Origin of the sequence: Streptomyces sp. 6-11-2 (assembly GCF_006540305.1) — a bacterium.
Taxonomy (GTDB): Bacteria; Actinomycetota; Actinomycetes; order Streptomycetales; family Streptomycetaceae; genus Streptomyces.
Genome location: NZ_BJOR01000001.1, coordinates 1,280,473 through 1,291,990 on the forward strand (window position 1 = coordinate 1,280,473; position 11,518 = coordinate 1,291,990).

General features: G+C 73.9%; 10 protein-coding genes. 5 read left to right on the plus strand and 5 right to left on the minus strand.

Going from position 1 to position 11,518, the window contains the following annotated elements; genetic code table 11:
* Positions 1-367: 367 nt before the first annotated feature.
* A complete protein-coding gene (locus TNCT6_RS05165; RefSeq protein ID WP_141357018.1) occupies positions 368-3,208 on the plus strand; it encodes a LuxR family transcriptional regulator in 2,841 nt (946 codons plus the stop codon).
* A gap of 288 nt (positions 3,209-3,496) precedes the next feature.
* Positions 3,497-4,282: a trypsin-like serine protease gene (locus TNCT6_RS05170; RefSeq protein WP_141357020.1), complete on the plus strand. Its 786-nt coding sequence runs from the start codon at positions 3,497-3,499 to the stop codon at positions 4,280-4,282.
* 126 nt (positions 4,283-4,408) lie between these two features.
* Here TNCT6_RS05170 and TNCT6_RS05175 read toward each other — a convergent pair whose 3' ends face one another.
* The 3 genes from TNCT6_RS05175 to TNCT6_RS05185 all read right to left on the minus strand — a co-directional run bounded on the left by TNCT6_RS05175 (position 4,409) and on the right by TNCT6_RS05185 (position 6,795).
* Positions 4,409-5,548 (minus strand): winged helix DNA-binding domain-containing protein, encoded by a 1,140-nt coding sequence (locus tag TNCT6_RS05175; RefSeq protein WP_141357022.1) that lies wholly within the window; start codon positions 5,546-5,548, stop codon positions 4,409-4,411.
* Between the two features lie 90 nt (positions 5,549-5,638).
* On the minus strand, positions 5,639-6,139 hold the full coding sequence (locus TNCT6_RS05180; protein ID WP_141357024.1) for a TIGR03668 family PPOX class F420-dependent oxidoreductase: 501 nt from the start codon (positions 6,137-6,139) through the stop codon (positions 5,639-5,641).
* Positions 6,140-6,153: 14 nt separating this feature from the next.
* Positions 6,154-6,795 (minus strand): phosphoribosyltransferase, encoded by a 642-nt coding sequence (locus TNCT6_RS05185; protein ID WP_141357026.1) that lies wholly within the window; start codon positions 6,793-6,795, stop codon positions 6,154-6,156.
* Between the two features lie 149 nt (positions 6,796-6,944).
* On the opposite strand from TNCT6_RS05185, the gene TNCT6_RS05190 reads away from it, so the two are divergent.
* From TNCT6_RS05190 to TNCT6_RS05200, 3 genes are all read left to right on the plus strand, one after another.
* Positions 6,945-7,247 carry a DUF3040 domain-containing protein gene (locus TNCT6_RS05190; protein ID WP_141357028.1) on the plus strand — a complete coding sequence of 101 codons (303 nt, stop codon included), beginning with the start codon at positions 6,945-6,947 and terminating at the stop codon, positions 7,245-7,247.
* Positions 7,248-7,378: 131 nt separating this feature from the next.
* A complete protein-coding gene (locus tag TNCT6_RS05195; protein ID WP_141357030.1) occupies positions 7,379-8,164 on the plus strand; it encodes a polysaccharide deacetylase family protein in 786 nt (261 codons plus the stop codon).
* Between the two features lie 182 nt (positions 8,165-8,346).
* Positions 8,347-8,787 (plus strand): SRPBCC family protein, encoded by a 441-nt coding sequence (locus tag TNCT6_RS05200; protein WP_141357032.1) that lies wholly within the window; start codon positions 8,347-8,349, stop codon positions 8,785-8,787.
* A 16-nt stretch (positions 8,788-8,803) separates the two neighbouring features.
* Here TNCT6_RS05200 and TNCT6_RS05205 read toward each other — a convergent pair whose 3' ends face one another.
* Together TNCT6_RS05205 and TNCT6_RS05210 are read right to left on the minus strand one after the other, a co-directional pair.
* A complete protein-coding gene (locus TNCT6_RS05205; RefSeq protein WP_141357034.1) occupies positions 8,804-9,955 on the minus strand; it encodes an XdhC family protein in 1,152 nt (383 codons plus the stop codon).
* A 64-nt stretch (positions 9,956-10,019) separates the two neighbouring features.
* Positions 10,020-11,477 (minus strand): NCS2 family permease, encoded by a 1,458-nt coding sequence (locus TNCT6_RS05210; protein ID WP_141357036.1) that lies wholly within the window; start codon positions 11,475-11,477, stop codon positions 10,020-10,022.
* Between the last annotated feature and the right edge of the window lie 41 nt (positions 11,478-11,518).

Sequence of the window (11,518 nt, forward strand, 5' to 3'; positions counted from 1 at the left end):
GGTATCGGCTGGGGGCCGGGCTCCGGCAGGCGCCGGCGGAAACCCGCACCCCCGCGGGCCTACCGGCAGCGGGGGGTGCCGGGGCGTGGATCCTCCCCAGGTCGGGGTCAGGGCCCCGGCACGCGCCGGTGGGAGCGGCTTCCGTAGAGGCCGGTGGCCCGGGCGGGAAGGCCGGTACGGGAGTGTTCGTGGGGGTGTGGCGGGGGTACCGTCGGAGGGCTCTGCTCGTGGGGAGGCGTATTCATTCAGCGGTGCTTTGAATATGGGCCTGCTCCGGGCGCTGTTATTTCCCTCACCACCCTGGCTGTCCGAAATTCACGGGCGGGTTGCCTAGAATTTGGCCCGAACACGACACTCGAGGGGAGCGGTGACCGTGCGACGGGACTTCAAGGGCCCTGCGAGCTGCCGTTCCGACCTGGTCATCGGCCAGGAGGAGCCGTCCGCGGCGGCGCGGGAGCAGCTCGCGCGCGGTGGGAGTGTGCTGCTGCACGGGCCGGCCGGAATAGGAAAGTCGACGGTGCTGCGGGCATTGGCCGCGGAATATGCCCCGAACGCCCGCACCGTGTTGCGCTGCTCTGCCACCGAGTCCGAATCCCACCTGCCCTTCCTCGCCCTGGCCGACCTCTTCGGCCTGGTCCTGGACGAGGTGTCCGGCAAGCTGCCCGCCGCCCAGCACACCGCGCTGGAGTCCGCGCTCACCGGCCGCGGCGAGTCCACCCTCCAGCGCGACGGCCTCGCCCTGCGCCTGGCCGTGCTCTCCACGCTGCGCGCGCTCGCCGCGAAGGGCCCGGTCCTGATCGTCGCCGACGACCTCCAGTGGCTGGACTCGGCCAGCGCCGAACTGCTCGGCTTCGCCGCCCGGCGCCTCGGCGAGACACCCGTGCAGATGCTGTGCGCGGTGCGGACCGAGGAGGAGGAGTACGACCGCCATCTGCGCGCCTGCCCGCCCGACACCCTCTCCGTCCGGCTGGGCCCGCTGACCCGTACCCAGGTGTCCTCGCTGCTCGGCCACCGCGGCTACGCCGGCCTGTCCCGCTCCACGGTCCGCGACATCCACCGCACCAGCGGCGGCAACCCGCTGTTCGCGCTGGAACTGGGCCGCGCCCTGGCCGAGAGCCCCACCCCGCCCCGGCCGGGCGAGCCGCTGCCGGTGCCGACCTCGCTGCGCGCCCTCGTCCTGAGCCGGCTGGAGATGCTGTCGGACGAGGCCCGCCGCACCCTGCTGGTGGCCAGTGCCGGCGCCCGCCCCACCCCCGCCCTGCTGCACGCGGCCGGCCGCGGCAACGCCGAGGCCGAGTGCGCGCAGGCCGCCGAACTGGGGCTGCTGGCCACCGAGCCGGAAGACCCCGCCGTACGGTTCGCGCACCCGCTGATATCGGCCGCGCTCTACGCGGAGGCCCCGGCCCAGGAGCGCCGTGCCGCCCACGCCGCGCTGGCAACCGCCGCCCCCGACCCCATCGAGCGGGCCCGGCACCTGGCGCTGGCCACCACCGGCACCGACCCGGAGGTGGCCGCCCGGCTCGCCGAGGCCGCCGCGCTGGCCCGGGACCGCGGGGCGCCCTCGGTGGCCGCCTCGCTGGGCCTGCTCGCCGCCCGGCACACCCCGGCCGGCAGCGGGCCGGGACCGGACGGCCGGCGGTTGCAGGCCGCCGAGGACGCCATCACGGCCGGCGAGGTGGACCTCGCCCGGGACATCGCCCGCGAGGTGCTGACCCGGGCCACCGTGCCCGCCGAACGCGTGCGGGCCTGGATGGTGGTGATCGAGTCGGCCGGCCAGGCCCTCGGGGACGTCGACATCGTCTTCCCGCAGGCCCTGGCCGACGCCGGCGACGACCCGCGGCTGCTCGCCCTGGTCCACTACCAACTGGCCTGGCGCGGGCTGGTCGTGGAGGGCGACTTCGCCGAGGCCCGCCAGGAGGCCGCGCACGCCGCCGAACTGGCGGAGCGCGGCCGGGACCGGCGCACCGAGCTGATGGCGCTCGCCTTCCAGGCCTCCACCGAGACCCTGATGGGGCATCCGAACGCCCCCGCCACCATCAAGCGGGCCCTGAGGGAGCCTCAGGACCCGTACGTCGCCTGCCATCACAACGGCGTCGGCTCGGCCCGCTACCGCTGGCTGCTGATGAGCGACCGGCTGGCCGAGGCCCGGGCGACCATCACCGCGCTGCTGCGCGAGGTCCGGCGGCGCGGCATGGTCGAGAGCGAGGTGCACTTCCTGCGCCTGCTCGCCGAGACCGAACTGCGCTCCGGCCACTGCGGCCGTGCCCTGGACCTGGCCCGCGAGAGTCTGCGGATGGCCCGGGACACCGGCATCGGCGAGAGCGCCTCGGCCACGCTGGCGTCCCTCGCCGAGGCCTCCGGCGGCAGCACCGACCGGGCGCTGGCCCTGGCCCGGGAGGCGGTGGGGCACGCCGAGGAGGACGGCGACCAGATGTATCTCTCGCGCGCCCTGACCGCCCTGGGGCACGCCCAGTTGGTGGCCGGGGACGACCAGGCCGCCGTGACGGCGCTGCGCCGGGTGCGGGAGCTGGAGCTGGGGCTCGGCATCACCGATCCGGCGCGCGGCCGCTGGCACGGCGACCTCGCGGAGGCCCTGGTGCGGACCGGGGAGCGGGCCGAGGCCCAGCGCGTCATCGACGTGGCCCGCGAGCACGCGCTGCGGCTCGGCCGCGAGAGCGTGCTGGCCGTACTCGACCGGTCCGAGGCGCAGGTACGGGCGGCCTGCGGCGAACAGGACGTGGCCGTGGCCCAGTTGACGTCCGCACAGGACCGGCTGGCGAAGCTCGGCAACGGTCTGGAGGAGGCCCGCGCCGCGTTCGCGCTGGCCCGGCTGCGCACCCTCGCCCCGGCCCTGGGAGTCGGCCGGGCTGGGGCGGCCCCCGTGCCGGGGCCGACGTCGTACGACGAGGCGGCGCGGCTGTTCCGGCGCTGCCGCGCGCTGCCGTGGCTGCGCCGGGTGGAGGAGGCCGCCGCCGCCCGGCCCAAGCAGCAGCCGGAGGTGGCCCCGGCGGCGCTGGACGGACTGGCGGCGATGGAGCGTCAGGTGGCGGCGCTGGTCATGGAGGGCGCGACGAACCGGGAGATCGCGGCGCGGCTGTTCATCAGCGTCAAGACGGTGGAGGCGACCCTGACCCGGGTCTACCGCAAGCTGGGGATCCGTTCGCGCGTCGACATCGTCCGATTGGCGGCAGGCCGGCGCGCGAAGTGAGCGCGGCGTGGGTTGACTGACCGCGTGGACGACCGCGTGAACGCAGTGAGGACCGGCACCGGAGCGCGCCGCGGGACGAGGGCGGACCACCGGGGCCCACCGGGGTGGGACCGAGGGATTTCCCTGCCCGACTCCCCTAGGGAGTTCCCTCATTGGAGGAGGGTGGGCCCGGTCCTAGCGTAAGGGGCGTGCCGCTCGCCCGGGCACACGGGACCCGAGCACGGACCCCACGGCCCCCGGTGCTCCCCCGCCCGCGCGATCCCCCATCGGCCTGCCCCGAGGAGACGCATGTTCGGCCTCACCCGCGCCAGACGGACCGCCGCCGCGGTCGCGTTCGGCGCTGCCGCGGCCGCGCTGCCCACCGCCCCCTCGGCGGTCGCCGCCCCCAGGCCCGTCGTCGGTGGCACGACGACCACGACGGCGGAGTACCCGTTCGTCATGCAGATCACGGACGCGACCGGCGGCCAGTTCTGCGGCGGCACCCTGGTCGCGCCCATGAAGGTGGTCACCGCCGCGCACTGCGTGGTCGGCGAGACCCCGGGCACGCTGCGGGTGGTGGGCGGGCGCACCCACCTCGACGGCACGGACGGCACGGTCAGCGAGGTCAGCCGGATCTGGTTCGACCCCGGCTACACGGACGTCGTCGACGGCGGCGACGTGGCCGTGCTCACCCTGGCGACGCGGATGCCGTACGCCACGGCGGCGTACGTCTCCCCCACCGGCACCGGGGTGTACGCGCCCGGCATGACGGCCCGCGTCCTGGGCTGGGGCACCACGGGCGAGAACGGCGGCTCCTCCGGCCAGTTGCGGACGGCGACGGTACCCGTCGTGTCCGACACCGAGTGCCGCGACTCCTACGGCTCCGACTTCGTCGCGAGCGACATGGTTTGCGCCGGATATCCGTCCGGCGGCGTCGACACCTGCCAGGGCGACAGCGGCGGTCCCCTGCTCATCGGGGGCGTCCTGGCAGGGATCACTTCCTGGGGCAACGGCTGTGCCGAGGCGGGCCGGCCGGGTGTCTACACCCGACTGGCCTCCTTCTCCAGCCTCGTGACCGAACAGGTCCTGACCTGAGCCGTGCCCCGGTGAAAGCCAGGGGGCGTTGCGAGCCACCACGAGCGGCCCGCAACGCCCCCTTTCCATCGCCTCGTTGGCCCCGGCACCGCCACCGCCGGGGTCCGCGTCCGGGCCGCCGGGCGCTCACCGCCCCACGACGGTCCCGAACCGTATGTCGTACGCCGCACCCGGGTGCAGGACGGCGAGCATGCGCTCGGCCTCCGCGGTCACGTCCTGCCGCTGGTCCCTGCTCAGCCGGCCGAAGGGCTCGATCACCAGCGTGTCGCCCTCCGGTTTCCACACCCCGGCCAGGAAGCCGTCGACGAGGAGGGTGCGATGGGCCAGGTTCCCCTGCGCGTTGCGGCCCCGGTACCGCTCGGGCACCACGCGGGCGCGGTCGGCGTGGGACAGGAGCAGGTTGTCGAACTCGGGCAGGAAGCGGGGCGGTGCCGAGGTGTCCGGGTCGGGACGGGGAGCGTCGGGAAGGTCGAACAGTTCGGCGCCGCGGTCGTCCCGGAAGGTGACGAGCCGGGGGCGGAGGCGTTCGAAGACGGGGCGCATCCGGGTCAGGCCCGCCCAGGTCTGCATGTCCCGGACGGAGGCCGGACCGAAGGCGGCGAGGTAGCGCAGGACGGCGACTTCCAGGGCGGTGGGGTCGTCCCCCTCCGCGAGCCCTGGAGGGAAGCCCGTGGGCCGGCCGAGCCAGTGCTCCGCGGTCGTGAGGGCGACCTGCCCGCTTCTGTCCCACAGTCCGCGCGGGGTGACCTGCACCAGCGGGAGCCGGCAGCGGGCGGCGACGCCGAGGGCCTGCGGGTCGGCGTCGGGCCACTCGGCGCCGAGCGCGGCGCGCAGTTGTGTCATCGTGCGCGGCTCGGTCTCGACGAGGTCGCGGACGAGCACGGTGAGCCGGTCGAGGTCGACGCCGTCCAGGCCCTTGCGGAACTGGTTGAGTTCGCGTTCGCGGGCGCCCTGGACGAGCGGTCGCAGGGTGAGGCAGTCGTCGGCGGTGTGGGTGTGGATGGTCGAGCGCAGGGTGACGATGCGGACCGTCTCACGGCCGGCCATCAGCTCCGACAGCCGCTCCGGCGCGAAGCCGTCGAGGCGGGCGGCGAGGGCGTAGTACGGCGGCTTGACGTTCTGCGCCTGAAGGCCCACCAGGTGCTCCACGGCCGCCTTGGCCGGCAGCGGTGCGCGGCGCAGGAGCAACTGCCGGTCGAGAGTCGCCCGGTTGAGGGCGCGTACGCCCAGCACGGGGGCCGACGCGGTGGTCGTCGTCTTCGTCATGTCCGCACGGTAGCGGCCCTTGAGGACAGCATCTGTCCTCTTTCGTCCGTCCTCCTTTTTCGTTTGTCCTCTGTCCTCTGCCCTCTTGCGTCAGGGTCCCGGTCCTCGGTCACCGGGGTCCTGGCCGCCGGGGCCGGCGGCGGGCGGTTCGGTGGCGTACCAGCCCGTCCAGTGGCGGACGGTGATCGCGATCACCGGTCCGTCCGGCGGGATCTCGCGGTACTGCGGGTACTTGCGCAGCAGCCGGGCGAGCGCGGTCCCGTACCGCACCACGGTCCGTTCGTCCTCCGCGTCGGGTGGCACGATCCGGGCGTCGCCGTCGGCGCGGGCCCACCACAGGCGGTTCCAGTCCTCGTCGTAGTCGTCCGCCAGCAGGGACACGGACCCGGTGGCCTCGATGTTCCGCAGGCGCTTGAGCCGGGTCGTGGTCTTCGGCTTGCGGTCGACGGCCGTCACGATGCCGTCGTCGCCGAAGGCGGCGAACACCGTGGGCACCAGGTACGGGCGGCCGGCCGCGTCCACCGTGGCCAGCCGCGCCACCCTGGCGGCGAGGAACCGGCGGCGTGCCTCGCCGGGGTCCATGCGGGGCACGGGCGTGCCTCCTCTCAGCCGTCCGTCAGGGCCCGCAGCACCTCCTCGTCCGTCAACTGCTCGAAGTCGTCGTACCAGACGCCCACGGCGGTGAAGGTGGGCGGCTGGTGGAGGCAGATCACTTCGTCGGCCTCGCCGCTCAGCGCGCGGACGGCGTCGGGGGCGCCGACGGGGACGGCGAGGACGGTGCGCGCGGGTGCGCCGCGCCGGACGTGCCGCAGCGCGGCGCGGGCGGTGGAGCCGGTGGCCAGGCCGTCGTCGATGACGATCGCGGTGCGTCCGCGCAGGTCCGTGGCGGGGCGGCCATGGCGGTAGCGCCGGGCTCGGCGGCGCAGTTCGGCGCGTTCGCGCTCCACCGCCGGGGCGAGGTCCTCCTCGGTCAGGCCGAGCAGGTGCAGGGCCGTCTTGTCGAACAGCGGCGGGTCGTCCCCGGCGATGGCGCCGAGGCCGTACTCCTCCTGCGAGGGGGCGCCGATCTTGCGGACCACGACCACGTCCAGCGGGGCGTCCAGCACCCGTGCGACCTCCCGGGCCACCGCGACGCCGCCTCGGGGCAGCGCCAGCACCACGGGGTCGGGCAGTGCGCCCGCCTCGTACCGGGGGCGCAGCCGTTCGGCCAGTTGCCGGCCGGCCTGTGCGCGGTCACGGAACCTCATGGGCGTGTCTCCTTCCGCCCCGAGTGCCGGGTACCCCGCGGGACCCGGCCGTCCACATCCCGCCGGCGCCGCCGGCCGGCCGGTTAGGCCGAGGTGTGAGGGGCAGTCGGAGAGGACTCACGGCAGACCGGTTCCCCGTAGGAGCAACAGTGTCGACAGGCCGACTCCCCGACCGCGAACAGCGGATCCTGAACGAGATAGAACGCGCCCTCAGCCGTGACCGCCGTCTGGTCCGGCGGCTGCGGTCGGCGCGCAGACCACCGGCCCTCTCCCGGGTGGCGTCCTACGCTCCCGGGATGTGGACCGTGGTGCTGCTGGTGGCGGTCTCCGCCGCCCTCCTGACGGCCGGTGCCGTCACCGCGGAGCCGGGCGTGATCTGGGCGTTCGCGGCGGTGTGGCCGGTGACGCTGTTCTCCGTCCTGCGGCTGCTGTGCCGCCGGGCCGAGTCCTGACACACCGCCGACAGGCCCGGTCCCCGCCGTGGCCGCCGTGGTGCCCGTTCGACCGGCCCAGACCTTCGCTTTCGATCAGTTATTCGACCCTGCTATACACCGCGTCTATACACGCCGCATAAAGTCCGGGCATGCCTTGTGTGACCAGGAAGACGACGAAAACGGGGGCCCGGTTCCGGGCATCGACGGCACTGGCGGCACTGACGGCCGCGTGTCTCACGCTGAGCGGCTGCGCACGCGACGGCACGGCGCCGAGCGCGGCCCGCGCGCACCCCGCCGCGGGCGCGCCGGCCGGGTTCGGCACGGTGGACTGCCGTCACGCCAAGTGCATCGCGCTGACCTTCGACGCGGGGCCGAGCGAGAACTCCGCCCGGCTGCTCGACATCCTCCAGGAGAAACAGGTACCGGCGACCTTCTTCCTGCTCGGTGCCCGGCACATCGAGAAGTACCCGGAGCTGGTCGTCCGCATGGCCGCGGAGGGCCACGAGGTGGCGAACCACACCTGGGACCACCAGATCCTGACCCGGATACCGGCGGAGCGCGTACGCGAGGAGATACAGCGCCCGAACGAGGAGATAGAGCGGCTGACCGGGCACAAGCCGACCCTGATGCGGCCGCCGCAGGGCCGCACCGACGACACCGTGCACCGGATCTGCGAGGAGCTGGGCGTGGCCGAGGTCCTGTGGAGCGTGACCGCCAAGGACTACACCACGACCGACTCCGCGCTGATCACCCAGCGTGTCCTCGACCAGTCCTCCCGGGACGGGATCATCCTGCTGCACGACATCTACGCGGGCACGGTGCCCGCGGTGCCCGGGATCATCGACGCGCTGAAGGAGCGGGGGTACGTCTTCGTCACCGTGCCGCAGTTGCTGGCGCCGGGCAGGGCGGAGCCGGGCAAGGTCTACCGGCCGTAGGACGACCCGCGGCACCGGGCCGCGCTCCTGACGCGTGGCCCGGTTCAGCCACCGCTGCCGAGACGGATCCGGTAGCGCTCCCCGTGATCGGGTGCATACGCGGAAGGGCCGGGCGATGAGCCAACCGTGTGAGCGGAAGGCGAACGCACAAGAGGAGGCCCCCGATTGCCTACGATCGTGGCGTGGTGAACTTCTCGCTCGAACGCACCGCGCCGCTCCCCCTCGACGAGGCGTGGCGGCGGATCACGCGGTGGTCGCGGCATGCCGACACGGTGCCGTTGACCCGTATCAACGTGGTCACGTCCGCGCCGACCCGGGAGGGCACGGTGTTCGTGGCCCGCTCGGGGATCGGTCCGCTCGGCTTCGACGATCCGATGGAGGTCACCGTCTGGCGCCCGCCGGCCGACGGCGAGCCGGGGCTGTGCCGGGTGGAGAAGCGGGGCCGAGTGGTGCTGGGCTGGGCCGAGTTCGAGGTGCGGCCCGGCCCCGGGGGCCGTACGCGGGTGGTGTGGCGGGAGGAACTGCGGGTCCGCTTCCTGCCGGGCCTGTTCGACGAACCCCTGCGCGGCGCGGCCCGGTCGGTGTTCGGGCGGGCGCTGAACCGGCTGCTCAGGCAGCCCTGAGAAAGCTGACGTACCGTCAGGCCACCGTGCCGATGCGCTCGGTGGCCGCGGGCACGCCGTCGTGGTGGATCGGGGTGTGCACTCCGGTGAGGGACACACCGCTGCCGCCGCGCCGGTCGGCGACGATCTCGGAGGCGATCGACAGGGCCGTCTCCTCGGGCGTACGGGCGCCGAGGTCGAGGCCGATCGGGGACCGCAGCCGCGCCAACTCCAGCTCCGTGACGCCTACTTCGCGCAGGCGGCGATTGCGGTCGAGATGGGTGCGGCGGGAGCCCATGGCGCCGACGTAGGCCACCGGAAGGCGCAGCGCCAGCTCGAGCAGGGGAATGTCGAACTTGGCGTCGTGGGTCAGGACGCACAGCACCGTGCGGGCGTCGACCCCGGTGCGGGCCAGGTACTCGTGCGGCCACTCGACGACGGTCTCGTCGGCCTCGGGGAAGCGGGCCCGGGTGGCGAAGACGGGCCGGGCGTCGCACACCGTGACGTGGAAGCCGAGGAACTTGCCGATGCGCACCAGCGCCGAGGCGAAGTCGATCGCGCCGAAGACGATCATCCGGGGTGGCGGCACCGCGGACTCGACGAGGACCGTGAGCGGGGCGCCGCAGCGCGAGCCCCGCTCGCCGATCTCCAGGGTGCCGGTGCGTCCGGCGTCCAGGAAGGCGGACGCCTCGCCGACGACCGTGCGGTCCAGTTCCGGATGGCCTCCGAGGCCGCCCTCCCAGGAGCCGCCCGGGCGGACCAGCAGCGCCCTGCCCAGCAGCCGGGCCGGACCGGACACGATCCGCGCGAGGGCCGCCGCCTCCCTGCGCGCGGCGGCGGCCAGCGCGGAGGCGGCCACGGTACGGGCCGGATCGGCGGCCCGTACCGGTGTGACGAGGATGTCGATGACGCCGCCGCAGGTCAGTCCCACGGCGAAGGCGTCCTCGTCGCTGTAGCCGAAGCGCTCCAGGACGGTTTCGCCGTCCTCCAGCGCCTGCCGGCACAGCTCGTAGACGGCGCCCTCCACACAGCCGCCGGAGACGGAGCCGATGGCCGTGCCGTCGGCGTCGACCGCGAGGGCGGCACCCGGCCTGCGCGGTGCGCTGCCGCCGACGGCCACCACGGTGGCCACGGCGAAGTCGCGTCCCTGCGCGACCCACCGGTCCAGTTCCTCGGCGATGTCCAGCATCAGTCGGTCTCCTTGCGGCGGTCGTGGGGGCGCGTCGGCGGCGGGTGGTGGGCGGTGGGCGCCGCTAGCGCACGCCCAGCCAGCTCTCGATGGGGCTGAGTGCGAAGTACACGAGGAAGACCGCCGTCAGGCCCCACATGAAGGCGCCGATCTCCCGGGCCCTGCCCTGGGCGGCCTTGATGGCGGTGTACGAGACGACCCCGGCCGCGACACCGGTGGTGATGGTGTACGTGAACGGCATCAGGACCACGGTGAGGAAGACCGGGATCGCGGTGGACCGGTCGGCCCAGTCCACGTGCCGGGCGTTCATCAGCATCATGGCCCCGATGACCACCAGCGCGGCGGCCGCGACCTCCTGCGGAACGATCGCGGTGAGCGGGGTGAAGAACAGGCAGGCCGCGAAGAACAGGCCGGTGACGACCGAGGCGAGGCCCGTGCGGGCGCCCTCGCCGACGCCGGTCGCCGACTCGATGAACACGGTCTGCCCGGATCCGCCGGCGACGCCGCCGATCGCGCCGCCCGCGCCGTCGATGAACAGCGCCTTGGACAGGCCGGGCATCCGGCCCTCGGCGTCGGCCAGCTTCGCCTCGGTGCCGACGCCGATGATGGTGGCCATCGCGTCGAAGAAGCCGGCCAGGACCAGAGTGAAGACGATCAGGCCGACCGTCATCGCGCCGACCTGGCCCCAGCCGCCGAACTCGACGTGCCCGAAGAGCGAGAAGTCGGGCATCGACACCGCGCTGCCGTGCAGTACGGGCGCGCCGCCCGCCCAGGCGCCGGACTTGATGACGCCCGCCCCGTTCAGGACGGCCGCCGCCACGGTGCCGCCGACGATGCCGATGAGGATGGCGCCGGGGACGTTTCGGGCCTGGAGCATGAAGATCAGCAGCAGGGTGCAGGCGAAGAGCAGCACCGGCCAGCCGGCGAGTTCGCCGGCCGGGCCGAGGGCGAGCGGGGTGGACTTGCCCTGGTGCACGAAGCCGGACTTGTAGAAGCCGATGAGCGCGATGAACAGGCCGATGCCGATGGTGATGCCGTGCTTGAGCGCCTGCGGAATGGCCTTCATGATCATCTCGCGTAGGCCGGTGACCACCAGCAGCATGATGACCACGCCGTAGACCACGCACATGCCCATCGCCTGCGGCCAGGTCATCTGCGGCGCGACCTGCGAGGACAGGACGCCGGACACGGACAGGCCGGCGGCGAGGGCGAGCGGCACCCTGCCGACGAGGCCCATCAGCAGGGTGGTGAGGGCCGCGGCGAACGCGGTCGCGGTGATCAGGGCCTTCTGGCCGAGGGTGTCGCCGGCGGCGTCCTTGCCGGACAGGATCAGCGGGTTGAGGAGCAGGATGTACGCCATCGCCATGAAGGTGGTGACGCCGCCGCGCACTTCACGCGCGACCGTGGATCCCCGCCGGGATATGTGGAAGTAGCGGTCGAGCCAGGACCGGCCCGCCGGGACGCGGCTGCCCGCGCCCGCGTCCTCGGCGGTGGTCCTCGGCTCCACTGACTGCTGGGTCATGGGGCCATCTCCCAAGGTTCACAGGGACACCCGACGCCGTC

Bases quoted from the DNA above. Each gene is read 5' to 3' on its own strand.
- TNCT6_RS05170 (WP_141357020.1), top strand. From the start codon at position 3,497: ATGTTCGGCCTCACCCGCGCCAGACGGACCGCCGCCGCGGTCGCGTTC.
- TNCT6_RS05210 (WP_141357036.1), bottom strand. From the start codon at position 11,477: ATGACCCAGCAGTCAGTGGAGCCGAGGACCACCGCCGAGGACGCGGGC.
- TNCT6_RS05205 (WP_141357034.1), bottom strand. From the start codon at position 9,955: ATGCTGGACATCGCCGAGGAACTGGACCGGTGGGTCGCGCAGGGACGC.
- TNCT6_RS05185 (WP_141357026.1), bottom strand. From the start codon at position 6,795: ATGAGGTTCCGTGACCGCGCACAGGCCGGCCGGCAACTGGCCGAACGG.
- TNCT6_RS05175 (WP_141357022.1), bottom strand. From the start codon at position 5,548: ATGACGAAGACGACGACCACCGCGTCGGCCCCCGTGCTGGGCGTACGC.
- TNCT6_RS05195 (WP_141357030.1), top strand. From the start codon at position 7,379: ATGCCTTGTGTGACCAGGAAGACGACGAAAACGGGGGCCCGGTTCCGG.